Annotated in this window: 24 protein-coding genes; 8 read left to right on the top strand and 16 right to left on the bottom strand. The window is 49.8% G+C overall.

Translation table 11 applies throughout. From position 1 onward, the window contains the following. Nucleotides 1–11: 11 nt before the first annotated feature. Nucleotides 12–434, top strand: a complete 423-nt coding sequence (locus NZM01_01685) for a SufE family protein (protein MCS6958745.1) — start codon at nucleotides 12–14, stop codon at nucleotides 432–434. A 13-nt stretch (nucleotides 435–447) separates the two neighbouring features. Here the strand turns inward: NZM01_01685 and NZM01_01680 are convergent, their stop codons facing one another. Genes NZM01_01680 through NZM01_01670 form a run of 3 tightly spaced genes read right to left on the bottom strand, consistent with a single transcriptional unit; the run spans nucleotide 448 to nucleotide 4,335 of the window. After that, nucleotides 448–2,247: a penicillin-binding protein 2 gene (locus tag NZM01_01680; GenBank protein MCS6958744.1), complete on the bottom strand. Its 1,800-nt coding sequence runs from the start codon at nucleotides 2,245–2,247 to the stop codon at nucleotides 448–450. Further along, nucleotides 2,240–3,598, bottom strand: coding sequence for a UDP-N-acetylmuramoyl-L-alanine--D-glutamate ligase (gene murD / locus NZM01_01675; GenBank protein ID MCS6958743.1), 1,359 nt, complete (start codon nucleotides 3,596–3,598; stop codon nucleotides 2,240–2,242). Before murD ends, NZM01_01680 begins: the two co-directional genes overlap by 8 nt. A 2-nt stretch (nucleotides 3,599–3,600) precedes the next feature. Next, nucleotides 3,601–4,335, bottom strand: a complete 735-nt coding sequence (locus NZM01_01670; protein MCS6958742.1) for an SIMPL domain-containing protein — start codon at nucleotides 4,333–4,335, stop codon at nucleotides 3,601–3,603. Between the two features lie 59 nt (nucleotides 4,336–4,394). Between NZM01_01670 and glmU the strand changes: the two genes are divergently transcribed. Further along, nucleotides 4,395–5,771 carry a bifunctional UDP-N-acetylglucosamine diphosphorylase/glucosamine-1-phosphate N-acetyltransferase GlmU gene (gene glmU / locus NZM01_01665; GenBank protein ID MCS6958741.1) on the top strand — a complete coding sequence of 459 codons (1,377 nt, stop codon included), beginning with the start codon at nucleotides 4,395–4,397 and terminating at the stop codon, nucleotides 5,769–5,771. A 38-nt stretch (nucleotides 5,772–5,809) separates the two neighbouring features. Beyond that, a complete protein-coding gene (locus NZM01_01660) occupies nucleotides 5,810–6,625 on the top strand; it encodes a pentapeptide repeat-containing protein (GenBank protein MCS6958740.1) in 816 nt (271 codons plus the stop codon). Here NZM01_01660 and NZM01_01655 read toward each other — a convergent pair whose 3' ends face one another. Then, entirely contained in the window at nucleotides 6,626–6,958 is a 333-nt protein-coding gene (locus tag NZM01_01655; protein MCS6958739.1) for a hypothetical protein, read from the bottom strand. It abuts the gene before it with no gap. An 83-nt stretch (nucleotides 6,959–7,041) separates the two neighbouring features. On the opposite strand from NZM01_01655, the gene ruvC reads away from it, so the two are divergent. Further along, complete coding sequence (gene ruvC, locus NZM01_01650; GenBank protein MCS6958738.1) at nucleotides 7,042–7,527, top strand: crossover junction endodeoxyribonuclease RuvC; 486 nt, start codon at nucleotides 7,042–7,044, stop codon at nucleotides 7,525–7,527. Here the strand turns inward: ruvC and NZM01_01645 are convergent. Beyond that, a complete protein-coding gene (locus tag NZM01_01645) occupies nucleotides 7,499–7,816 on the bottom strand; it encodes a hypothetical protein (GenBank protein MCS6958737.1) in 318 nt (105 codons plus the stop codon). The two genes, ruvC and NZM01_01645, sit on opposite strands and share 29 nt — an antisense overlap. 31 nt (nucleotides 7,817–7,847) lie before the next feature. Between NZM01_01645 and mrdA the strand changes: the two genes are divergently transcribed. Beyond that, on the top strand, nucleotides 7,848–9,602 hold the full coding sequence (gene mrdA / locus NZM01_01640) for a penicillin-binding protein 2 (GenBank protein MCS6958736.1): 1,755 nt from the start codon (nucleotides 7,848–7,850) through the stop codon (nucleotides 9,600–9,602). A gap of 305 nt (nucleotides 9,603–9,907) precedes the next feature. Here mrdA and NZM01_01635 read toward each other — a convergent pair whose 3' ends face one another. The 9 genes from NZM01_01635 to NZM01_01595 all read right to left on the bottom strand — a co-directional run bounded on the left by NZM01_01635 (nucleotide 9,908) and on the right by NZM01_01595 (nucleotide 17,625). Continuing rightward, the gene (locus tag NZM01_01635) at nucleotides 9,908–10,228 is read right to left on the bottom strand and encodes a hypothetical protein (protein ID MCS6958735.1); all 321 of its coding nucleotides are present in this window, start codon (nucleotides 10,226–10,228) and stop codon (nucleotides 9,908–9,910) included. Between the two features lie 129 nt (nucleotides 10,229–10,357). Continuing rightward, nucleotides 10,358–11,317: an orange carotenoid-binding protein gene (locus NZM01_01630; protein ID MCS6958734.1), complete on the bottom strand. Its 960-nt coding sequence runs from the start codon at nucleotides 11,315–11,317 to the stop codon at nucleotides 10,358–10,360. A 109-nt stretch (nucleotides 11,318–11,426) separates the two neighbouring features. Beyond that, a complete protein-coding gene (locus NZM01_01625) occupies nucleotides 11,427–11,885 on the bottom strand; it encodes a hypothetical protein (protein ID MCS6958733.1) in 459 nt (152 codons plus the stop codon). Between the two features lie 102 nt (nucleotides 11,886–11,987). Then, on the bottom strand, nucleotides 11,988–12,821 hold the full coding sequence (locus NZM01_01620) for a glycosyltransferase family 2 protein (GenBank protein MCS6958732.1): 834 nt from the start codon (nucleotides 12,819–12,821) through the stop codon (nucleotides 11,988–11,990). After that, nucleotides 12,818–13,660, bottom strand: coding sequence for a 16S rRNA (cytidine(1402)-2'-O)-methyltransferase (gene rsmI / locus NZM01_01615; protein MCS6958731.1), 843 nt, complete (start codon nucleotides 13,658–13,660; stop codon nucleotides 12,818–12,820). The genes NZM01_01620 and rsmI overlap by 4 nt, the downstream gene beginning before the upstream one ends. After that, complete coding sequence (locus NZM01_01610) at nucleotides 13,651–13,974, bottom strand: phasin family protein (GenBank protein ID MCS6958730.1); 324 nt, start codon at nucleotides 13,972–13,974, stop codon at nucleotides 13,651–13,653. The genes rsmI and NZM01_01610 overlap by 10 nt, the downstream gene beginning before the upstream one ends. Nucleotides 13,975–14,002: 28 nt before the next feature. Then, nucleotides 14,003–14,710 (bottom strand): gamma-glutamyl-gamma-aminobutyrate hydrolase family protein, encoded by a 708-nt coding sequence (locus tag NZM01_01605; GenBank protein MCS6958729.1) that lies wholly within the window; start codon nucleotides 14,708–14,710, stop codon nucleotides 14,003–14,005. A 42-nt stretch (nucleotides 14,711–14,752) separates the two neighbouring features. Further along, on the bottom strand, nucleotides 14,753–15,724 hold the full coding sequence (locus NZM01_01600; protein ID MCS6958728.1) for an FAD-binding oxidoreductase: 972 nt from the start codon (nucleotides 15,722–15,724) through the stop codon (nucleotides 14,753–14,755). After that, nucleotides 15,721–17,625 carry an Rne/Rng family ribonuclease gene (locus NZM01_01595; protein MCS6958727.1) on the bottom strand — a complete coding sequence of 635 codons (1,905 nt, stop codon included), beginning with the start codon at nucleotides 17,623–17,625 and terminating at the stop codon, nucleotides 15,721–15,723. Before NZM01_01595 ends, NZM01_01600 begins: the two co-directional genes overlap by 4 nt. A gap of 253 nt (nucleotides 17,626–17,878) precedes the next feature. Between NZM01_01595 and NZM01_01590 the strand changes: the two genes are divergently transcribed. Continuing rightward, complete coding sequence (locus NZM01_01590) at nucleotides 17,879–18,820, top strand: MoxR family ATPase (protein ID MCS6958726.1); 942 nt, start codon at nucleotides 17,879–17,881, stop codon at nucleotides 18,818–18,820. Nucleotides 18,821–18,823: 3 nt separating this feature from the next. Here the strand turns inward: NZM01_01590 and NZM01_01585 are convergent, their stop codons facing one another. Both NZM01_01585 and NZM01_01580 read right to left on the bottom strand, forming a co-directional pair. Further along, nucleotides 18,824–19,384 carry a nicotinate-nucleotide adenylyltransferase gene (locus NZM01_01585; GenBank protein MCS6958725.1) on the bottom strand — a complete coding sequence of 187 codons (561 nt, stop codon included), beginning with the start codon at nucleotides 19,382–19,384 and terminating at the stop codon, nucleotides 18,824–18,826. Nucleotide 19,385: 1 nt separating this feature from the next. Continuing rightward, entirely contained in the window at nucleotides 19,386–20,024 is a 639-nt protein-coding gene (locus NZM01_01580) for a hypothetical protein (GenBank protein ID MCS6958724.1), read from the bottom strand. A 38-nt stretch (nucleotides 20,025–20,062) separates the two neighbouring features. On the opposite strand from NZM01_01580, the gene aroQ reads away from it, so the two are divergent. Next, the gene (aroQ, locus tag NZM01_01575; protein ID MCS6958723.1) at nucleotides 20,063–20,506 is read left to right on the top strand and encodes a type II 3-dehydroquinate dehydratase; all 444 of its coding nucleotides are present in this window, start codon (nucleotides 20,063–20,065) and stop codon (nucleotides 20,504–20,506) included. 8 nt (nucleotides 20,507–20,514) lie between these two features. Beyond that, nucleotides 20,515–25,200 (top strand): tetratricopeptide repeat protein, encoded by a 4,686-nt coding sequence (locus NZM01_01570; GenBank protein ID MCS6958722.1) that lies wholly within the window; start codon nucleotides 20,515–20,517, stop codon nucleotides 25,198–25,200. Nucleotides 25,201–25,238: the final 38 nt, after the last annotated feature.

The raw sequence follows: 25,238 nt of genomic DNA, 5'->3' as shown, positions 1-25,238 counted from the left end.
TACTTAGTCCCATGACTACAGCTGCTTTACCTCCAACATTGGCGAAACTAGTCGATCGGTTCAAATCTCTGTCCGATCCCAAAGCCCGCTATGAACAGTTGATTCTCTACGGCAAGAAATTGCCTCCCTTTGATCCTGCCCTCAAAATTCCCGCCAATCGAGTTAATGGCTGTGTTTCTAACGTTTATTTAACTGCTGCTCTGCAGGATGGCAAGGTAATTTTTAGCGGGGACTCCGATGCCCTAATTAGTAAAGGATTTTTGGGTTTTCTAGCCGCAGGCATGAATGGTCTTGACCCCCAGACTATCCTGGCTTTGTCCCCTGATTTTGTGAAAGAATTGGGTTTGTCTGTCAGTTTAACTCCTTCCCGTGCCAATGGCTTTATTAATGTTTTTCACACAATGCAGAAAAAGACAATGGAGTTGTTATCCTAGAGCGGGAATCTAGCTAATCTGCCCTAGTGTTTTGATTTGGCGTTTGAGGGGAGGCTTTCTGCAATAACTCTTCAGGGTGGGAGGGGGGAATTTTGTCGGCAGCAATCAAGTCTGCAATTACGCCCTTGACGATCGGTGCAGCCACCGTGGAACCAAAGGCATCATCACCTAGAGGTTCATCGATCACAGCCATCACCACATAGCGAGGGGCAGTGGTAGGGAAAATCCCTACAAAGCTGGTAATTTTGGCATTAGCATAACCCCCCCGTTCATCGGCTTTTTGCGCTGTCCCTGTCTTACCCCCTAACCGATAGCCAGGAATGCGCGCCGCTTGCCCTGTACCCTTTTCTACCACCGCTTCCATCATCTTTAGGACTTGCACAGTTGTTGTAGGGGAAAGGACTTGACGGGGTTCAGGCAGGGGGTAACGATACAATAACTCTCCCTCTTCGTTAAAAAGCCCTTTGACTACATGGGGGGTGAGAATTTTACCGCCACTAGCGAGAATACCATGCAATTGCAACATCTGAATTGGTGTGAGGGAAAAGCCCTGCCCAAAGGCTGTAGTAGCGGCTTCAATGCGATAGGTGGTAAATTGTGCCTGACTTTTTAGCTCTCCCGCTGGCTCCGAGGGCAAGTCAATCCCTGAGGGTTGCCCTAAGCCCAGTCGTTGCAACCAACTGTAGTACACCGCTGGGGGCATCTGTTCCATGATGTGCACCATCCCCACGTTACTCGATCGTTCCAGAATCTGACTGATGGTGAGAACCCCCACTGGTCCCTTGCTCTCAAAGTCAAAGTTGGCGACGGGCCAGCCATCGATCGTGAGCATTCCTTCATCGTAGAAAGTGCTGTCAGGTTGTATGTATCCCCCTTCCAGGGCAATGGCGATATTGATGGGTTTGAAGGTGGAACCTGGTTCGTAGAGGTCAGTTACCGCCCAGTTTTTGAACACTTCCGGTCTTTGGGCATAGTCAAAGTAGCGGTTGGGGTCGAAGGTGGGTTCTGTGACCAGGGCCCGCATCTCCCCCGTTTGGGCATCCATGACCAGGACTGTCCCCCGCTTGGCATTGTACTTGGCAATTGCCGCTTTCAGCAGTTGGCGGGCTACCCGCTGCGTGCGCTGATCGATCGTCAGTTGTAAGAAAGTCCGCTCATTAAACAGCACCTGTCGTTTTACCGATTGGGGGATGATCCGCCCCAAGCCGTCTCGGCGCACCTGATAGCGTTCTAGGTTAGTGGTCAGCCATCGATCGTAAGCCATCTCCACCCCTGCCCTGCCTCTGTGATCGATGAGATTGACATAGCCCACCACCTCCGCCGCCAAATCCTGTTGGGGATAGTAGCGCCGCCGTTCCATCATCAGTTCCACCCCATCTAGTCCCAGGGCACGAATACCTCTAGCGGTCTCTTCCGTCAGTCCATCCACCAGTTTGACACTACCCCGATCGGGGATTGCCTGGGCAAGGGTGGCGGTATCTTTGGTCAGGAAGGGCGCTAGGGCACTAGCTATGGCTGATTTTGGCTGTCGTAAGAGATGACCATGGACAAATAGGACGTAGGCAGGACGATCGACGGCTAGGACTTGCTGATGGCGATCGACGATCGTGGGGCGGGGGACAAAGGGTTGAATATAGGAGATTTGTTGGGTTTGGGCACGCTGTCGCAAGGTCTCACTCTGATGCACCTGCAGATAGAATAGACGGGCAAACAATCCCCCTGTCGCCAACATGAGCAGCAACCAGACTCCCATGAGCCGATCGCTGCGCACAGTCCGTAACCACTCGCGGGCACGTAAGCCAGCTTTAGTCATGTTCTAACCCCTGCACTAACCGCCGAAAGTGATCACCCCTGACTTCAAAGTTGGGATATTGGTCAAAGCTAGCACAGGCGGGGGAAAACAATACAGTTTTTATGCCTAGGGTCGGTACCAATCCAGCAGCCACCGCCACCGCCCGATCGAGGGTTGCCACCACCTCCCACTGTGTAAATCCCTGTTCTGTCAACAGCTGGCTAAACAATTCTGCTGCTGAGCCAATCAGCAAAACTCTCGCCACTTTATCTTTGATCAACCGCAGCCAAGGTTGGGGATTGCCTGCCTTTGCTTCCCCACCCGCAACTAGTAATACAGGCGCATCTACTGCCTTGAGTCCCGTTTCCGCCGCATCATAGTTGGTAGCCTTGCTGTCATTGATCCACAGCACTCCTTGATAGTTGGCAACTACCTCTAGCCGGTGGGGCATACCCCGAAAATTAGCTACCGCCTGCTCGATCGCCGCCGCCTCAATCCCTGCCAACCTAGCTGTGCCCACTGCCAGGAGGAGATTTTGTAAATTGTGCTGCCCCAAGAGTCGCCAAGACCGAAGGGAGAGAACCGGCTGACCCCGAAAATACACCCTCTCCCCTGCAATACAAACATCAGCGGCATTGCTGTCGGTCGGCGAGGCTCCCGAGGCGGTGGAAACCCAAACTGCTTGGGGGAATTGCTGCCTTTGTTGTTGGAGGTAGGGGTCATCGCCATTGAGGACTTGCTGTCGCGATTGGTGCAACAACTGGGCTTTGATTTGGCTATAGCGCTCGATCGTGCCGTGACGACTGAGGTGATCGGGAGTGAATGTAGTCCAGACACCAATTTGGGGGCACACACTAGGGGCTGCTTCAATTTGATAGCTACTCAGTTCCGCAATCACCCAAGCGGGGGGTGTAAGAGCCACCTGACAGATGGGCAGCCCAATATTGCCACAGGCGGGGGCATAGTAACCTGCAGTCTGAAAGATAGCACTGATCAGGGCGGTGGTAGTACTTTTGCCGTTTGTTCCCGTAATCCCTACCCAGGGTACATGACTGAGATACTGCCAACCTAACTCTACTTCCCCGATCGTGTTAATACCCTCTGCTCTCGCTGCTCTTAGAAGGGGGTGGTCCCAGGCAATCCCCGGGCTCACTATCACTATTTGGGGTGACCAAGCCACCAAATCTGCTGGAGTAAAATCCTGACCTAGGTATACCTCTATGCCAAGCTTGCTCAGTTGTTGTTGCCGATCGGTCAATTCCCCACCCTGATTGTGGTCATAGACCCGCACTTGCCATCCCTTGTGCTGTAATAGGCAGGCACTAGCTAATCCCGACTTGCCCAAGCCCCATACAATTGCCTTTTTGTCCATGCCTATTCCACACTAAAGGTGATTGCCACAACAGCAGTAATGTCCTTATCAATTGTGGAAGTATCGTAACTGCCCATATTGCTGACTTCCGTGGAAAAACGGCGAGTAATTTGGAAGACATCCGTTTCCGCTGCCCTAATAGCCCCCGGTCGTCTACCTGTGACCTTGAGGATAGCTTCTGCTCTCCGTTTAGCATCCTCAGTAGCTGCCGCCAACATCTCCACCCGCAGGTCACTGAGTTTAGTGTAAACATATTCAGGGGCTTCCGAGCTAAAGGGGACACCCTCGCTGATCAATTCCCCACTGGTTTGTACCAACCTGGTGATACCATCAACATCACTACTGCTGACAGTAAAACTTTGAGTCAAGCGGTAGGACTGCACCTTACCCGTGGAAACGCCGTTAATGGTTTCATAAATCGTCTCTGTATTCACCGCACTTAAGCTGACAGCCTCACTTGGAATCCCTTGACTGCCTAGATAAAATAACACTCGATCGCTATAGCTCTTCAACTCTTGGTAGGCAGAACGCAAGGTGGGCTGCTGGGCAGTGACACTACTGCGCCACACCACATAATCAGAGCGAATGGGACGTTTAGCCGAACCAATTACCGTTAGGACATCCTGTGACCTGAGGCGGGTAATCGCCACTCCTGCGATCGTGCTTGCCACCACTACTGATGCCCCCAGGACTGCCATCCCCGCAAATAATTGGGGAAAGTTCGGATTTTTTTCCATAGAAATTTGGGCATTTGTTTGCATAATTATACAGGTCTGCCCACAGTCAGGAGAAGTCTATGTTGGCAATTGCCATTCTTGCCGCCGGTAAGGGTACGCGCATGAAATCAAACATTCCCAAAGTGCTCCATCCTCTGGCCGGCAAGACCCTACTAGAGCGAGTTTTAACAATTGGTAGGTCGTTGCAACCCGATCGTCAACTAGTCATCGTTGGCTATGGCAGTGACCAGGTACGGGCAGCCTTGCCTGACCCCCAGATTGAGTTTGTAGAGCAACGGGAACAACTGGGGACGGGACATGCCATCCAGCAACTCCTCCCCCATTTACAGTCTTTTACAGGTGACCTAGTGGTATTGACTGGGGATAGTCCGCTCCTACGCCAAGAGACGGTGCAACAGCTGTTGCGGGTACATAGGGAGCGCCAGGCAGATGCGACGGTATTGACAGCATTTCTCCCTGATCCCAAGGGCTATGGACGGGTGTTTTGTGACGCAGAGAATCGCATTGAGTGCATCATTGAAGACCGCGACTGTACCAATGCCCAACGCCAAAATCGGCGCGTCAACGCCGGTGTCTATTGTTTTAATTGGCAAATTCTCACCCAAGCACTGCCCAAATTGACCACTAACAACGACCAGAAGGAATACTATCTCACAGAGGTTTTTCACTACATGCCCGCGGTCTATGCCCTAGATGTGGAGGACTATGAAGAAAGTCTAGGAATTAATGACCGCCAACAACTCGCCTATGCCTACGAGGTACTGCAGAAGCGCCTGCGTCAGAAGTGGATGGAAGCAGGGGTCACCATGCTCTGTCCCGAGACTATTACGATCGAAGATGATGTGCAATTAGAAGCCAATGTCACGATCGAACCCCATACCCATCTGCGGGGTAAAACCTACATCGGGGCTGATACTATTGTTGGTCCCAATTCATTGATCCAAAACAGTCACATCGGGCACAACTGTGAAGTCCGTTATTCCGTGGTAATGGAAAGCACGATCGGGGATAACTGTCGCGTTGGTCCTTTTGCCCACATTCGCGGTTACTCCCAGGTAGGCGCTCACTGTCGCATTGGCAACTTTGTCGAACTGAAACACACCACTACAGGTCACCACACTAATGCAGCCCATTTGAGCTATCTCGGTGATGCCACGATCGGTTCCCAGGTCAACATTGGGGCAGGCACGATCACTGCTAACTATGATGGTTTTGCCAAACATCCCACAGTCATGGGCGATCGGGTGAAGACAGGCTGCCACAGTGTGCTTATTGCTCCCGTCCAAGTGGCGGACAACACTACAATTGCCGCTGGTACAGTAGTCGATCAAGATGTTCCCCCCAACTCCCTGGTAATTGGCAGAGTGCGGGCAGAGATTAAAGCCGACTACTACGACTGTGAGGGGCGTAAGCGGGCAACAAATGCTGTCAAGTAATCGTCCTGTGGTAAGGTGAAAAAAACTGAGGAGAGGCTATGGCAAAAGGTTGGACACTGTTGACCCTAGTGGCATTACCCCTGGCAGTGGGAGCAGAAAATCTGCAGCACCTCAATCAACTGCTCACGACGCGGCAATGTCAAAGATGCGACCTCACCCGATCGGGTTTAGTACAAAGTGACCTCAGCCGTATTGACGCGACTGGCAGTGACCTCACGGATGCCAATCTTGCTAGGAGTAACCTACGGGGAGCAAACCTGCAAAGGGCTAACCTCAGCCGTGCTTCTCTGTTCGGTGCCGATTTAACTGGGGCAGACCTACGGGGGGCGAATCTTACCCAAACGGATTTGGGGGGCGCTAATTTGACTGGAGCAAACCTAGAGGGAGCGATTTTTGCCCAGACTGACCTGCGGCAAGCCATTCTCACTGGTGCTAACTTGACGGGCGTGGATTTGCGCAATGCCTATGTGCGGGGAGCCGTTGATATTCCCCTCTATGCCCTCAAAGCAGAGGAATTTTACATCTGGGGTATGGAAGAAGGACGCAGGCAGAACCCCAAAGGAGCGATCGAGAATTTCAATCGTGCGATCACCCTTGATCCCAAATTTGCCCCCGCCTACATGGGCAGAGCACTAGCGAAACAGTCTTTACGGGATTTAGCCGGTGCCCTAGAGGATGCCAAACAAGCGGAAATTCTGTTTCAAGGGCAAAACAATCCGGAGGGAGCAAAACTAGCACAACAACTGGCTTTCACCATACAAAACCCACCCCAAGAAATTAAACCAGAAAATCATCCCCTCAGTGGTCTGTTTACTTCCCTAGGTTCTATTTTGTTACCGTTCCTCATGCGTTAGTTATTCTCCTAGTAATTTCCCAATTGCCTTAGTAAATAAAGGCGAATCTACTAGTTTTAAGATAATGGGAGTCAAAACAGCCACAATGGCAGCGGTGGTAATCACAGTGCGCGTAAAAACTAAGGTATCTTTGCTCAGTTGGAAAAAGCGTTCATCCCATCGCTTCACTTCTGTATCTAAACGATCGGAGAGACTTTTAATATCCCCTCTCACTTCAGACTTGAAAGCCTCTATATCCGCTCTGACCTCAGACTTGAAAGCTTCTATATCCGCCCTCACTTCAGTTTTGAATTCTGCCAGCGCCCTGAGAATTTTTTCAGTATCTTCTGTCATAACTCTTCCCCTTATTTGCTCAATCTTACCACAGGAGCTGAACACTTGTTAAACTGTTTCCGACCATGGTTGATCAATTACCCATGAAAATATTGGGCTTAGACCCTGGTATTGCTACTACGGGATTTGGCTTGATTGCCATAGAAAATAACTCTACACCCCATTTACTGGACTATGGCATTATTCAGACCGATAAAGATTTAACGATTGGCGATCGTTTAGCGGTTCTCTACACTGATGTACAGGCATTATTAGCGCAAACACAACCTGGGATGGTAAGCATGGAAAAATTATTTTTCTACCGCATGGGGAACCTGATTCCCATTGCCCAAGCGAGAGGTGTAATATTATTGGCTTTAGCGCAAAGGGGGATTACCCCCCAAGAATATTCTCCCCCCCAAGTCAAATTAGCTCTCACAGGGGCAGGACAAGCAAGTAAAACAGAAGTGCAAGCAGCAGTAGTACGAGAACTCCACCTCGATCGGATTCCCCGTCCCGATGACTGTGCTGATGCCCTTGCCATTGCTTTAACTTGTTACTTCAACAACCAGCACATCTTTGCAGCATGACACCAATGACAATCCCCAGTCCTGTAAACCGCACAACTAGCCAAAACACTTCCTTGAGGGCACCCCAGTTAAATAAACGGCTTTCAATCTCAATTTCGATGGCAGCAATCCGATCGGTTATCTCTTTAATCTCTGCCTTCAACTGGGGAGACAAACTAGTTAATCTTTGTTCTAGTTCTTCCTGCTCCTGCTCTCCTGCCATGACCGTAGCCAGGCGGGTTTTAACTGCTGCCAGTTCTGCTTCCACCTGCCTTAGTTGTTGCTGCAAATCGTCCCAGTCGTGTTTCACGCTAAGCTGAATCTATAGGACATATTTTAGTATGGCATCTTTCACCAAAATCGCCACTGACCAAGAGCGTACAGTTGGTAGGGGAGCGCGGGCTTACGTGTTCCTGGGTGTCATGGTTGTGCTACTGTGGGGAGCGATCGGTGGTCGTTTAGTCTATTTGCAACTCATTACTGGCAGCTACAACCGTCAACTGGCGGAAAACAATCGTATTCGTTTGATTCCCAAGCCACCGGAACGAGGCAGAATCTATGACCGCCATAGTCGTATCCTAGCTACTAATCGCCTTGCTTACGCCATCTATGCCTGGCCTATTGCCCAAACCGAACTCCAGTGGCAGCCAATCATTGAAAAATTGGCACAAGTGACAGGTATGCCCAGCAGGGAAATTCGCCAAAAAATTGCCCAGGCAGGCTATCAATCCCCTAACTTGGTGAAAATTGCTAGTAATATTAGCCCCCGTCTCATTACCTACCTGGCAGAACACAGCAGTGAATTTCCGGGTATCCAAGTGGAACCGGAGGCTGTGCGCTATTATCCCAATGGGGATGTGGCTGCCCATGTCTTGGGCTACACGGGGGAAATCACGGATTCGGAGTTAGCTAAGCGACAGGACAAGGGCTATCGCCTAGGGGATATAGTTGGCAAGATGGGGGCAGAGTTTGCTTTTGAGGAGAAGTTGCGTGGTAGCTGGGGCGGGCAACAAGTAGAAGTGGACAGTATGGAGCGAGTCATCCAGGTACTGGGACAAAAACCACCGATTCCCGGCGGCTCCATCCAATTGACGATCGACTTGGAGTTACAGAAGGCAGCAGAACGGGCACTGGGTTATGGCAGGGGAGCAGCCGTAGTCCTCAACCCCCACAATGGTGAAATTCTAGCAATGGTCAGCCGTCCTAGCTTTGACCCCAATGTTTTCTCCACTCCCATTTCCCAGGCTACCTGGGAGCGCCTCAATTCCGAAGATAAACCCTTTGTCAACCGCGCGTTGCAGGGCTTTCCGCCTGCCAGCACTTTCAAAATTATCACGACCATTGCGGGCTTAGAATCGGGCAAATTTACGCCTGCTTCCCTCCTACCCACTTACCCCTACTTGGATTTGGGGGGATTGCTGTTTTGGGACCACAACCAAGCGGGGTTTGGCACGATCGGTTTTGCGGAAGCCCTCGCCTACAGCAGCAATACGTTTTTTGCCCAGGTGGGGATGACAATTGGCATAGAAGAGTTAGTCAAGTGGTGCCAGCGCCTGGGGTTAGGGGAGCCTTCAGGGATAGAGTTAGCGCGGGAGGAAGCGGAGGGACTATTGCCCACACCCCAGTGGAAATGGGAACTACTGCGGGAACCTTGGTACATAGGGGATACGGTTAACCTATCCATTGGTCAAGGGGATTTACAGGCAACCGTACTCCAAATGGCAGTGGTGACTGCAGCAATTGCTAACGGGGGCTACCGAGTCCGTCCTCACCTGTTGCTAGATAAAACTACACCCCCCCACAAACAACCCATCGGTCTGCAACCTACTACGATCGAGGTAGTCAGGCGGGGACTAGAAGCAGTTACTACCTTTGGGACAGGCGCGGGTTTAAGTACAGTCATACCCTTTGCGGGCAAATCCGGCACAGCAGAAGACCCACCCCGTCCTACCCATGCTTGGTTTACAGCCTATGCCCCTGTGGCTAATCCCCAGATCGTCGTGACTGTGTTTGTGGAAAATGCAGGCAAAGGGGGGAGTGCCGTAGCAGGACCGATCGTGGCAGAAATTATTAATGCCTACGCCCAGAGACAGTAGTGCCACAGCATCAGATGCCCAGAAGCCCCCACGGTTGAGGAGTGCTAACCTGCTCCCCTACAAGCATTACTCCTCTGTCAATGGGGACAAAATGTTGCCTGACTATTGGCACCCTGAAATTTACGTCAGGAATATCAACCCCATTGCTACCTCTTACTGGATAGCAGCCAGCAGCCTTTATTCGCTTGTCCCTGAACACCTGGTGGGCAGTCTCAGAGGGCTAATGATTTTAACCCCAATAGAAGTGGGGGCAATAGATACCCCCAGAAGAACAGTGGTTTATCTGCAGGCAGATGTTGGTAGCTCTACATCCGCGTCAGGGCAGCAATTTTTGCCAATTTATCCGACTGCAACCCCTCTAACTCCTCTAGGGACAGCCAACCGTCCTTAATCAGATTGGCAAACACAAACATCAAGGAGGGATAATCATAGTCATACTTGCCATCAATCTCGTGGCGGCGGGCACTTAAAAAATCATGTAAGCGCCAAATGTCTTGGATGTTACTAACAGATTTTGCCATCTCCCGCACCAGGTCGGTGAGGGCAGTAATTTCTCTGTTATAAGCCCGTTGAAACGCTTGCTGGGCAATGTGTTGCTCCTGTACCGTCCAGTCCATAACTAGCATAGTTAAACCAAGCATCAAAAGGTAGATATATGATTAACTATTATGTAACATTAGTTTTACAAATGGAAGAGTGGGGCAAAAAAAAGTCCCCTGGGGGGGACACATCCTTTAAGCTGGCTAGATGACTCTCTAGCGAGCTAGATTTAGCAATTCCTGGGGTGATGCCAACAGGTCAATGGCGACAAAGAAGATTTTGTTTTGCGGTGTGAGCAGGAAGCGCCAGGCAATGTTCATCCCCACTTTCGCCCCAAACCAGGGGGTCTGGACTTTTCCCGTTACTTTAATCTGGGTAAACCCATCCTCGGCAGGTTCCTCAACACCACGCTCCGGCATCAACCGCAGATTCTGGCACTCCTGCCTAAAAAAGCGATAGATGGCATCCTTCCCCACGATCGGTCTTTGGAAGGGGGGTTGCAGGGCACCATCGGGGGCAAACAGTTCAATGAGGGCATCGAAGTCGTTGGCATTGAGGTTATTCATGTAGTCAAAGATGGTCTGATTCGTCACACCCTCGATCGTTACAGAAGTGCGCTGGGATTTTTCAGTGGGGGGAACGAAGGGTTCGGTCACCGGTTGATATTCCCCTAGTTTGTTCGGGTCATACCCCATACCCACAACAGCATTACGTAGTACCGTGATCTGTTGACCAGGGTCAAGGGTTTTGATTGTTTCTAGCACTGCTCTAGCATTAGCAGATAGGCGATACCCCTCCGGAATAGGAGCGACAATTCCTTCCTCCATCCACTTACCCAGTTGATACCAGAAGGCTAACTTCAGATTGGGAGACCATACAGCATAGGTACGGCAGATAGGAGTGTCGGCACGGTTAGCTAAGTCTGCCATCACTTGGGTTTGTTGGGGAAAAGGCATATTACGAATTTGATTTAATACCGGTTCTGCTAGCGCCATACTGGCTGCCCCCGGTGCAGCTACAGTCATTGTCTTCCCCAATTCCAAGTAGGCGAACCAAATCAGTGCTAGTTGGTCTTCGGCGGATAGTTGATTAAATCGGGCAATCGTAGCAGGCACCGCGTCTGCCACCAGGGTTTGGGGAAATATATTCCGCGCTGTCTCGATCGTAAACGGCATAAACTTTCCTCTTGCACTACGTTTACGACTTCAGTGTAAAAGAGAGAAAATGAACAGACAATGCGCATTAAGAGATATTCAAGTGGTGGCTGTTTCACTGGGGCATATATCACTCTTCTTTGTAGTAGCTAGGTTTGTTGCCCGATCGATTGGCTTTACGCCAACCAAAAATCTTGTGCCCCAGGGTCAAATCACGACGAAAGACACTAGCAGACTTATCATAACCAGCTCTCACTGCGTCGGCATGGGCTTCTTCCAGGGAAAAATATTGCCGATTGGTAGGCTCCTCTTCCTCAGTAGGGGGCAGGGGTATGTCCTTTGTTTTACGTCTTTGGCGGGGTTTGTTTTCTATTTCTAGGGGAAGGGGGGCAGGGCTGATCAGAGTTTGACTGAGGCGGCGTTCTTCCAGGGCGAGGAGGATTTCATAGGACTTGACCGCTTCGTAGAGAACTTCAATCAGTTCTTTTACCTCTGTCAGGTTAAAAGTAGGCTTGATTACTTGCTGTTGTAACCAGGCAATGATGCTGGCTTGTAGGTTAATGGCTTCACTCTGTTGCAGTTTGTTCATTTGCTGTATTTATGTCTTTTATCTTTATCTTACCCTTGGTCTGGTAATTTTGCAAGATAAAGGAACTTCATTTTCTTTCCTTAGCCACCAGGATTGTCTCTACTAGGGATGACCAATGCCTAGTTCTCTTATGCTCTGTCGTAGATGGCAGATTTCTGTTTGCAGTTGTTTGACTTTTGCTTGCAGCTCTACAAACTGACTAAACCAGAGGTATTCTTTGTCAGCTATTACTCGTCCTAGGTGTTGCCTGTAGAGGTCTTCATGTTTTGTTACAATGTATTCGACTAAACGACGGTGATTGGCGGGAATTTTACAGGCTTGTACCATAGAGTCAGGCCGTGTACGATAGTCAAACCCCACCAGGGGCAAATGATGGAACTGGGCACCTGTTTTTGCCACCCTTAGCCAAAATTCCCAGTCTTCATAACCTAACCGATCGGGCATCTGCTCATCATAGCCTCCTACTGCCTGCCAGATACTTTTACGCAGGACGGCACAGGCATCAATGTAATTCCGCACCAGCAGATGACATAGATCAAACTCGGGTAATGACCAAATTAAATCCTCCTCGCCGAAGTAATGGACATCACTGTAAACCACGGCCACCTGGGGATTTTGCTCCAGGATGGGAATACTCTCAGTTAAATAGCAGGGTCTAATTTTGTTGTCACAGTCGAGGGGCAGCACATAGGGAGTCTGGGCTAAGTGAATGCCGGTATTGCGGGCGTGGGCTAGCCCTTGATTGGGTTGGTGATGAACTAAGTACCCAGCCTGGGTCAAATTGTCTAAAATTGCTAGGGTAGTGGCATCCCTGGAGCCATCATTGACGATGATTACCTCGTACAGAGCAGGGTCGCACTGCTTAACACTGTCGATGGCTTCCAACAGGAATAATCCATCATTGTAACAAGGAATAACGATCGTGACTTTGCTCATGATTTGTCTTCAATCTGCAGCGACCACTGATAGATTTGCCGTTTGGAGATTTTAGTTAGTTCCGCCAGATGACGGCTAGCTGCCGATCGGGACATTCCTTGCGCAATCAACTGTTGCAATTCTGCCATGATTTGGCTGGTGGTCCAGACTGTCTGCGGTGCCACACCCCCCAGGACGAGGGTAAATTCCCCTTTGGGGGGGAACTGCTGAAAATGGGCAAGGGCTGAGCCAAGTGTACCCCGATAAAATTCCTCAAATTGCTTCGTCAGTTCACGCGCCACGACGAGGGGGCGAGTCTCCCCCAGGATACGGACTAAATCGGCAAGGGTAGTCACCAGACGGTGGGGGGCTTCGTAGAGAATGACGGTACGGGTTTCTGTACACAATGCTTCTATCCTCGCCTGGCGCAGATGTTGCTCCAGGGGTAAGAACCCTTCAAACACAAACCGATCGGTGTCCAAACCAGAACCTACGAGGGCAGTAACCCCTGCTGTGACGCCTGGGATCGGCACCACCCTAAATCCTGCCTGTACACAAGCCCGCACTAAGGTTAAACCAGGGTCAGAAATGGTAGGCATCCCTGCATCCGTGACAAGGGCAAGGGAGTGATGTTGTAATTTTGCTAGCAGTTCTGGTAAGCGGGCTTGGCTGTTGTAGCTGTGAAAACTAATCTGGGGAGTGGCAATCTGGAAGTGCTGCAACAAAATAGCGGTATGCCTAGTGTCTTCCGCCGCAATCAAATCAACTTTTTGTAAAACCTCGATCGCCCGCAGGGTCATATCAGCCAAATTGCCAATAGGCGTACCCACAATATAGAGGGTCTGGGGTCTTACCTCCAACTGCGATTCTCCAACTCCCGTACTTGCCGTTCTAAACGATCGATTCTGCCCCGTAGTTCATCGATTTCGCTTTGCCGCGGTACACCTAAATCCTGCATTACATTCCTGATTTGCCGCTGGATCAAAATTTCCACATTCACCTGTTCATCTTTGATGCGTTTGGAAATCTCGTTGATTAAATCTGTTGCTTGTTGCGGGTCAATCTTGCCCTGCTTTACCCATTCATCTGTCAGCTCCCGTAATCGATCTATCAGTAAAGCCGTAGTCCCCACCCCCAACAGCAGCAGCTGTTTCAAAATATTGGCGCTATCCATAGTAATTCTTAGCCCTGTTTAGGCTACATTATACTCCTCTCCCTAACTGCCTACTAGCTTCGACAAACTCAACAAACAAAGCCATCTGATTCATCATCTCTGGATGCCACTGCACTGCTACTGCCCAGGGGTGAGAAGTATGCTCGATCGCCTCAATCACACCATCTTCGGCGGTTGCCACCACGCGCCACTGGGGGGGAGCGCTAGCGATCGCTTGGTGATGCCAAGAAGTAATTTGGACGCTCGTAGTTTGCAGCGTGCGGGCTAGGCGACTGTCGGAGGCAATTGTCACGCCATGCTCGGTAGAGCGGGAGGGTTCTTCTAATCTGTGTAGGACAGTTTCCCCATAGACATCGGGGATATGCACCACCAATTCCGCTCCCCCTGCTACGCCAATTACCTGTAAACCACGACAGACCCCCAATACAGGAATTTGCCGCTGCATTACCCGCTCGACTAACGCCAACTCAAATATATCCCGCTCCAAGTCCACACCGTAAATTTTGGGATGCCAGGCAGTGGGGGAACTTAAAAATTGGGGGTCAATATCTCCCCCTCCCGCTAAAATCAGCCCATCGAGTTGGTCAAGGAGGGCATCGATCTGGGACTCCCCTGGGGGCAGTAACATGGGCAACCCCCCCGCCTTGCGTACAACATCCACATAAGCCCCTGGTAAGTAAAAATCCCCTTCCTGATTGCGTCCGTAAATACTAATGCCAATGACTGGATAACTCATATCCCTGCTATCAGTTTCCCCCTTATTTTAACTTTTCTTAACTTAACTCTTGGTAGTGGAGTTGACTAACATGTCCCCGACTAGCTGGGCGGTAACAGGAGCTAGCAGTAAGCCGTTGCGGTAGTGCCCACTAGCTACGAGCCAATTTGGTCGGCAGAACTCTATCACAGGTGCCCCCCGCCCGATCGGTCGCGGTCGATAACCTGCCCACGTCCCTAGCACCTCACTGTGGGCGAATTGGGGAAAATACCTTCCTACTCGCTCCAGGAGGTAAGTCACATTCTCTGACCTAGGCAAAACCGTCGGCTCAAACTCCACCGTTGCCCCTATCCAGTAACGACCCTGACCAAGGGGGACTAAATTTACATCCCCCACCTCATCGACTATGTGCAGGGCAGGCAACTGAGGGTCTGCCGCTACTGTTACCGCGATCGCTTGTCCTCCCACAGGTTGCAAGGGTAGGCTGGTCAACTCCCGGGAGCCCAAACCGGCACAGACTACCACCCAATCAGCCTGCGGCTCCTCTCCTGGTTCTAACTTACGCCCCCAATAAAATTTCGCCCCCCTCAGGGCAGCAGCCTCCACCAAGGCATAGACAAGCTCTAAGGGATGAACAACCCGATCCCTGGGACTGAGGAAGCCCTGCCATTGCCCCAGGAAAATAGGCTCTAGGATATATCCTTGCTGGGCGCGCACTTGGGCTAGCTCTTGCCAGAGGTGACGATCGGTAGGTAGACAGACAATGCCCTGGTGAAGCAACACCCGTCTGCCTGTCAACCTTTCCAGCTCTGGTAACCAGGAGTCATAGAGTTCCAGGCTGGCTAAGCGCAGGCGGACAATTCTGCCAGTCGTTTTGGCGCTGGCTACGCCCAATAAAAACCCCAGGGCTGCCCCCGTTGCCCCCAAACCCGGCTGGGGAGTTGCTTCCCATACCTCCACCGCCATACCCAAACCAGTCAGATAAAAGGCAATGGCACTGCCAATGATGCCACTACCAATAATCACAACCTTCATTCTGGGGGCTGGGTGGAACTGGAGCGGCGACGGCGAGAAGCAGGAGGGGAAACCGGCAGTAGATTTTCCTCCCCGCCTTCCTTGGTCTCCTCCTTAGGTTTAATAGCAACAATCTCAATCTTAGGCACACCGTTGTCCTCTGCCTTGGGTTTGCTCGGCACTGCTTCCACTTTGGCTTCTTTCTCCTCTAACTTAACCAAGCTAGGGGTTTGTTCCTCCCCAGGAAGGGCAATCCGCACAATCATATTTTTGTTCTCCTTTCCCTCCCGATTGACAAGTACTAAGGGAGAAATACCCATGAACGAGTAGACCTGCTGTTGCTGGGGAGTCATAGTCACTGTGACAACTTCAGCAGGTTCAGGGGGTTCTGGTTTCACCCTAGGTTTAGCTGCTGGCGCTTTTTCTACTACTGTGGGCACTTCTGGTTCCCCCTCTTCCGCTGCTACCACCTTGAGGGCAGGGATACGGCGTTCAGAGACCTCAGGCCGGGCTTCTTCCCGTTTGGCACGGCGACGGCGAGGTAAGCGCTCCTGGTAATCGGGGTGGAACATGATGTTGCGATCGGTGCCCCCCACTAACTGCCGTTCCCGCTCATCGGGGAAGGGGTCAGAACTCTCCAGACTACTGCGTTGCTGCAAGGGTACAAGAGGCACTTCCTCCTGTTCGCTACCAGGCAGATGGGCTAAAATACCTAGACCGCTGCAGTGGGGACAGGGTTGTCCAAACATTTCATACAAACTCTGCCCTTGCCGTTTGCGCGTTAGCTCCACTAAACCTAATTCCGTCAGCTGGGCAATCTGGGGACGGGCTTTATCCGCATAGAGACTGCGATGGAAGTGTTCCAACAATTTCAGTTGGTCTTCCCGCGATTCCATATCAATGAAGTCGACAATAATCACACCGGCGATATTGCGTAACCGTAACTGACGGGCAATTTCTGTGGAAGCCTCAAAATTAGTCCACAGTACCGTCTCCCGCGAAGTCTTAGACGTGGTAAAGGAGCCAGAGTTGACATCAATGACTGTGAGAGCTTCCGTCGGTTCAATGATGATATAGCCCCCCGAAGGCAAGTCCACCCTGGGACGCAACGCCTCCCGAATCGCCGCATTGATGCGGTAATACTCCATGATGGAGGAGGATTCCTGGTGTAAATCGATCGCTAAACTAGGAGGAATTTTGCCATCTCCCCAGGTTTGCAATTGTTGTTTGACCCGCCGCAGACCATCGGCTGTATCGACAACAATCCGATTGACATCAGCGGAATATAAATCCCGTAACACCCTAGTGACAAAGTCCTGTTCCCGATCGAGTAAGCGGGGTGTTTTGGCATTTTGGTAGTCCTGTTGGATACTCTCCCACTGGCGTTGCAGGTTGTCTAGGTCTTCGATGATTAAATCTTCTCCCACGCCTTCCGCTTCCGTACGGATGAGTAACCCCATGCCTGGTGGTTTAATCAGAATACCAAGGGCGCGCAGGCGATTGCGTTCATTTTCTTTCAAAATGCGGCGAGACAGATTGACCCCCATGCCGAAGGGCAACAACACCACGTAACGTCCTGGGAGAGAGATATTTCCCGTCAAGCGCGGTCCCTTATTCCCCGTCGGTTCCTTCATCACCTGCACTAATACCTTTTGTTGTGGCATCAGCAACTCCGTGATGTTCGTACTATTGCGCTTTGTGCGCAGGGGTCCAAGGTCGGAGATATGGATAAATCCATTCTTTTCTGTACTACCGAGGTTGACAAAGGCAGCGTCGATGCTGGGCAGCACGTTCTCGATCGTGCCCACGAAAATATCCCCCACTTGGTGGGTACCTTTAGCAACTACAATTTCTTCAACTCGGTCTTCCGCAAAAACAGCAGCAATACGATGTTGCTCAGCAATAATAATTTGCTTGGGCATTCAGTTTCCTCAAAAGCTTGCACAAGTTGATAACCAGTCCCAGGTGGTAGGAAGCACTGTAACTAATCATGGCTCACAAGTCTAGTGAGCTACAGCCAGACCGTGAGTTGCCGAACGCAGAATAGCCAGAAAACCCTACCTTAGAGTCTGCACGGAAGAATACTGAGGGGCAAGACCTAATTTATGCCCTGGGTGGGTTGAGTTCCACTATAGCACACTTGTCTCATATACTGAAGAAAAGCACAATTTTTTTATGGACAGCGGGCAGAAAATTCGCGAACTGGTCAAGGCGCTGCAGCAAATTATTGTAGGCAAGGACGAGGCAATTCTCTTGATGCTCACAGCCCTGGTGGCAGGGGGGCATGCCCTACTAGAGGACGTACCAGGTGTGGGCAAAACCCTACTGGCTAAATCTCTGGCGGCTTTAATTGCGGGGAAGTTCCAACGGGTGCAGTGTACGCCTGACCTCTTGCCTACGGACATCACAGGGACAAATATTTGGAATCCCCAAACGGGTGCGTTTCAGTTTATGCCCGGTCCTGTGTTTGCCCATGTGCTTTTGGCGGATGAAATTAACCGCGCTACCCCCCGCACCCAATCTGCTCTCCTGGAAGTGATGGAGGAAAATCAGGTCACTGTTGATGGTGTCTCCCGCCCTGTCCCTAGCCCTTTTTTTACTATCGCCACGCAAAACCCCGTGGAATACCAAGGTACTTTCCCTCTCCCGGAAGCCCAACTCGATCGCTTCACTCTGTCTTTCAGTCTTGGTTATCCCAGCGCCGAGGAGGAGTTACAGATGCTGCAAAGACAACGAGGGGGGACAATGCACCAGGAAATCCCTCCTTGTATCACTACGGAGGAAGTATTGCAATTAAGACAGCAATGTCGCGGGGTGGCAGTCAGTCAGGCGGTGGCGGAATATATTGTCAATTTGGTGCGGGCAACGCGAGAGGACAATGAAATCAGTCTAGGGGTCAGTCCCAGGGGTACGGTAGCTTTGCAACGCTCTGCCCAAGCCTATGCTCTGCTGCGTTCTGCTCTCGGTTCTGGTGCAACAGGTGGTGATGTTTATGTGCTGCCGGATGATGTGAAGTTTCTAGCTCCCTATGTCCTTGGTCACCGCATTATCCCTGCCGGCAGACGCTCGCGCCGTGCCATCATCGATCGTTTACTGGGCACTGTGCCTGTCCCCTGAAAATCACTCGTATAAACCCCACCGATCGATATAGTCCAACACAGCGGGTAGCATGCCCGATCGGTCTTTGTGGTCTCGGAAACTAGAAGAGGATACCCCAGGTACTGCTAGGTCAGCGATGGTGATCTGGGGCGTGTGGGCAGCGATCGTTTGTAGCTGTGTCTCGGTGAGGGTATAGCCGCGGCGGGGGATGACGACAAGGGCGACCTGGGCTAACAATTCTTGGGCGCGATACCAGGAGGGCAACTGGGGCACAATATCAGCTCCTACTACCAGGGTAAAGTGAGCAGCAGGCCAGATTTGTTGTGCCATGTGCAGCGTCAGGAGAGTACGGGGGTGGCTAATTTCGGGATGCAGCTCCACATTGGCGCGGGGGAAGTCCGTAGCCTGAATCAGAACTCTGACCATTTCAATCCGATGGGTTAAGGGAGCACGATGGGACTTAAAGGGATTGTCCGATACCCACACCACCACCAAATCATAGTTATCACTCAACCAGCGCAGAATTGCCTGATGCCCGATCGTGGGGGGGTCAGCACTGGTACCAAACAGGGCAATTGCCATCCTATTCTTTGCGCACATCGCCGAAATCCCGCCCTGGCAAGCTGGCAAGGGACTCGTTAATCGCCCGATAGGCAGCCATGATATTCCGTTCCTCTCCCCCCAAAAACAAGCGACCTAAACTCCCCACCGCACTCACCTGTAAAATGTTAATCATAGCGGCTTTTTCCGCTTCGTTGGCAGCATAGGCGGCATAGGCAGCAGGTTCTACTTCTAATACATACAGCGTTTCCCCTGCTAAAATCATCTGACCCTTGCGCGAGCGGTTAATCAACTGGGCATGGTGGGGGTCAATGTTACGAATTACCTGACTGGAGAGAATACGGGGTTTGAGGCAGTCCTTTTGGTCCACACCGAGGGCATCGAGGATGGCTTTACCTGCCGTTTGGGTATCGCCTTGGTTACTGGAATGAATTTCTAGGAGTCCATACAAACGTTCTACCACTAACACCCCTGGGCGCACCCTAGTGGACTTCAAGGCAATATCCGTAACACGGTTGATCTCGATCCCTGGGGAAATCTCAATCCAGAGGGAAGCATCGCCTGGCAAGGGCAAAAAACCCACTGCCACTGTGCCAATGAACGCCGCGTGCTGGGGCTGTAAACGATCGAGGTAGACGTAACTGCGCAGTTCAACCCCCATGGTGGCAAAATCAGATTGACCCACTCAGTTTAGCACCGATGGAAATCCTCGTTTTACATGGACCGAATTTGAATTTGCTAGGGAGGCGGGAAACCACCATCTATGGCACCCTCACGCTAGCAGACATCGATAGTTTGTTGCAGGAAGATGCTAAAAAACTGGGGGTAGAGGTGACCTGTTACCAGTCCAACCATGAGGGGGAATTAGTGGACAAAATTCACAGTAGTATCGGCAAATACGCGGGAATTGTCATCAACGCCGGTGCCTATACCCACACCAGTATTGCGCTCAGGGACGCGATCGCAGGGGTAGATTTGCCGACCGTAGAAGTTCACCTCAGCAACATTCACAGACGGGAAGAATTTCGTCATCAATCCTACATAGCACCAGTGTGCATTGGGCAAATCTGCGGTTTTGGTGCCGACAGTTATCGTTTGGGGTTGCAGGCTTTGGTAAACTATCTACGCCAGAGGATTTGCTAGGGAGAGCTATGAACTTGACCAAGATCGAACAGGCATGGGTGGCATGGCAGGCAGGCAACACTACAGAAGCGATCAGTATATGTCAAGAAATTATCACCCGCAATCCCCAGGCAGCCAATGCTTGTTATCTCTTAGCCAAGTGTTATCGCCAGTTAGGGCAAGTCAAGGAAGCGCGGATTCACTATCAGAAATGTTTGGAGTTTTATCCGCAGCGCAGGGACATCAAACAGGAGTTAGATGAGCTGGAAGAAGAGGAGGAAGATGACATAGACCATTGGCAGATCGCTAATTCTCTAGTACAACAAAAACACTATGAGCAGGCAATCTATCACTATGAAAAACTCCGCCACCAGCCAGAATATACCTGGGATGCCCATTTTAACTTAGCCCTTATTTACCAGCATCTGGGGCAGATAGAAAAAGCGATCGAATTATACCGAACTGCTATACAAATCCAGCCCGATCGGGTCAACAGCTACATCAACTTGGGAGTTTTACTGAAGCAGCAGGGGCGTTATCCAGAGGCAATAGACATTTATCAAAGGGCAATCACCCTCTCTCCCCATGCGGGTTTGTACAGCAATTTAGCTAATATTTACCTGTTACTGGATGAGTTAGAGAAGGGCATAGAATGTTGTGACAAAGCGATCGCCCTTGACCCCGATTTACCCCATAGCTATGACATCAAGGGCGCTTGTTTAGAACAACAGGGCAAGCTGGAGGCAGCAATAGGAAATTATCGCTTAGCCATTGACAAAAAACCTGACTTTGCTAACGCCCATTTCAATTTAGCCCATGCGCTATTAAGTCTAGGACAGTGGGAAGAGGGGTGGCAAGAATATCTCTGGCGATTTAAGCGAGGGAATATACAAATACCAGCCTTTACTCAACCTTGGTGGGACGGTTCTTTCTTAGAGGGGCAGAAGATTTTACTGTGGTCAGAACAGGGCTTTGGTGATACTTTACAGTTTGTCCGCTATGTTTGGTATGTCCGAGAAAGGGGTGGGAAAGTCATTCTCTCTTGTCCCCCATCGTTAACTCGTCTTCTAGGGCTTGTCGAAGGAGTAGAACAGGTTGTCAGTGAAGGGGAAGCTCTCCCTGCATTTGCTGTGCATGCACCTTTATTAGACTTACCCCGTCTCTGCCAGACAACCCTGGAGAATGTGCCTACAGTAGTACCCTATTTGCGTTCTCCCAAGCAGAAGAAATTACCCCTAAGAGATATAACAGGGGATAAACTAAAGATAGGCATTGTCTGGCAAAGTGTCAATGCAAATGACCTGTCAGCCCAGAAGTTAAGAAGACATAAATCCGTTGATTTGGATCACTTTCTCACTTTACTAGACGATCGTTATCAGTTTTTCAGTTTACAAGTGGGTGTAGATGATATTTTATTACCACCCAACATAGTTGATCTGGCTCCCTTAATGGTAGATTTTGCTGACACTGCTGATTTTATAGAACAGTTGGATTTAGTCATAACGATCGATACTGCCGTTGCCCATCTGGCGGGGGGCTTGGGCAAACCTGTATGGGTATTGTTACCCTATGCCTGTGATTGGCGCTGGTTACAGGGACGAGAAGATTCTCCTTGGTATCCCACCATGCGTCTATTTCGCCAAGAAGCACCGAACAATTGGGCAGAAGTATTTGCCAGAGTCAAACTAGCTTTGTCGCATTTCTCTCCTATCAGTTTGCCAGATAAGGAAGCTATCTTTCAGCAGGGTAATATTTTCTTTCACCACAACCAACCAGAGAAAGCAGTATCCTGTTACCAACAGGCTATTTACCTAAATTATCCTACTATTCATCCTTACTTCAATATTGGTGTCGTCAAACGATCCCAAAGTCTACCAGAACAGGCTTGTGTATATTTTGATTTAGTAATAAACAAACAACCTAACTATGCCCCTGCCTATTTGACCTTAGCTAAGGCTTATATCGATCGGGAAATGCTAGATGATGCCTACAGGAGTATCCAGCAGTATTTGCAATTTATGCCCGATGCTGCTGAAGGTTATCACACATTGGGACTGATTTATTTCCGCCAGGGCAAGAACAAAGAAGCGATCGAGAATTATCGTATAGCTATCAATAAAAATCCCCAGGATGCCCTTACCCACTACAACCTAGCGATTTCTTTACTCCTGGAAGGTAACTACAAAGAAGGCTGGCAGGAATATGAATGGCGCATGAATGCCCAGGATGCCGTCATTAAGCTGCAACAACCGCGTTGGGATGGCAGTGACCTAGCTAACAAAACTATTTTACTATGGAGTGAAGGGGGATTCGGGGACACCATTCAATTTCTGCGTTACATACCATTTCTACAGCAACAGGGTGCAACAATTATCCTAGCTTGTCAACAGCAATTAGTCAAACTCTTACAGCAAGAACTACCCTATGCACGAGTGATACCGATCGAGTCCAAAGTTTCCCACTATCAATTTGACTATCACTTACCCCTAATGAGCTTGCCCCATGTTTTGCAACTAGAATACATTCCCACTCCTATCCCCTATATCAGTCGTTACCCACAACAGAAGAGAACACCGCAGAAAATTGGTATCGTGTGGGCAAGTGGTTATCGTTCTACCCCTAATTTGTATCGTTTGTATAAACAAAAAAGTTGTCCCATTGCCTACTTCATGCAACTATTAGATATTCCCCACATTTGGCTGTACAGCTTTCAAGTAGGGAGAGATGCAAAAGATATTCAACCTTTCTTACAAGATAGAGTCATAGATTTATCCGATCGGTTACAAGATTTTACTGACACTGTAAAACTCCTAAAAGAAATGGATTTGCTAATTACAGTTGACACGGGAATTGCGCATTTGGCGGGGGCGATGGGGATGCCTGTGTGGTTATTATTACCCTTTGCTGCTGATTGGCGGTGGCATAAAGACCGATCGGATTCTGATTGGTATCCCACTATGCGTTTATTTCGGCAGAAACAAATCAATGATTGGCAGAGTGTAATCGATGTTGTTAAGGCAGAGCTGGCTAAATTCTATCAAGGTAATATTGACACAGCAGAGGAATTACTGAGGGCGGGGAAGGAAGCCTACAGAGCAGGGGAATTAGACAGGGCACGCGCTCTATTTGAGCAAACGATCGTTCATAATCCCCAGTGTGGCAAAGCCTACTTCAATCTCGGAGTTATTCATAAAAAGAGTAATCGATGGGATGAAGCTCTAAGATGCTATCAAAGAGCACTAGAGTTGGGAGAAGACCCCGCTACTATCTATTTTCATGTAGGTAATTTGTATCTTGCGCAGCGGGAACTCGATCGAGCAGCAGAAGCCTACAAACTATCGCTGGATGCCAATCCCAATTTTGCCGACAGTTACGTCAATTTAATGGAAATAGCTAGTCGAAGGCAGGAATACGACCTTGCCACTGCCTATTGTCAAAAGCTATTAGAATTACAGCACAACTCAGCCAGATTTTATAACAATTGGGCTATATTACTGGCTAAGCAAAATCAGTATGAATTGGCGAAAGCAAAAGCTAAACAGGCACTAGCAATAGACCCCAATTTTGCCAATGCCTATGCCACTTTAGGACATATTGCTCACATAGAAGATGATCTGGTTTTAGCCCAGGTGTACTACGAAAAATCTCTGCACCTGCATCCAGGCTATGCACCCACTTACGCTTTACTAGGCAACTTGATGATGGAATACAACAATTACGATCGAGCAGAAGAATTGTACAATCGAGCTATAGAATTAGACTACAGTTTTCCCCATGCCCACTATGCTAAATCGGCTATTTTGCTGGCAAGAGGAGATTTTCTCAATGGTTGGCGGGAATATGAATGGCGTTGGCAACATGCTAACATTAAGCTGCCTAACTTTCCCTTTCCCCCATGGCAAGGTGAAGATTTAACTAACAAAAGCATACTGCTGCACGGTGAACAGGGTTTTGGGGACAAACTGCAGTTTATCCGCTTTGTATCTGTTTTACAACAATTGGGAGCAAATGTATTTTATTTATGCCCTCCCCCACTAGCAAGATTGTTTAGCACCATCCCTAACCTAGCCATCGTAGAGGACAGTACACCTATTGATCAACTGCCACCCCTAGATTACTTCATCCCTCTCTTGTCTATTCCCCACGTTTTACAGTTAACGATCGATCGCATTCCCAAGCAAGTGCCCTATTTCTATCCTGAATTTCAGCAGTTAGGAGATATACAAGAGCGGCAAGGATTGAAGGTGGGATTTGTTTGGGCCAGTGGTCGTCATTCCATTGAGTTGGGTGAGTTTTCTTACCAGCAAAAGTCTTGTCCCCTAGATTACTTCCTCCAACTTTTGTCCCTACCCAATCTGCACCTATTTAGCTTACAAATAGATGAATCAGCTTCTGAATTAGAACCACACTTAACCCATCCCTCTCTAGTGGATTGTCGCCCTTTAATTCGTGATTTTTATGACACAGCAGTAATCATGCAGCAGCTAGATTTAATCATTACCGTCGACACAGCGGTAGCCCATCTGGCAGGTGCTCTAGCAAAACCAGTCTGGGTGTTGTTACCCTTTGCTAGCGATTGGCGCTGGCTCATCGATCGGGCTGACTCTCCCTGGTATCCCACCATGAAATTATTTCGTCAACCCCAGCGCGGCGATTGGCAATCAGTTTGGCAACTCATACTAGCAGAAATGCGAAACCAGATATATACACTATGACCTCTTTTATCTTAATATTATTGTTAGACAATAACTAA

This window comes from Pseudanabaenaceae cyanobacterium SKYG29, assembly GCA_025055675.1.
Lineage (GTDB): Bacteria > Cyanobacteriota > Cyanobacteriia > Pseudanabaenales > Pseudanabaenaceae > M5B4.
This window is presented reverse-complemented; position numbering and strand designations above follow the sequence as displayed.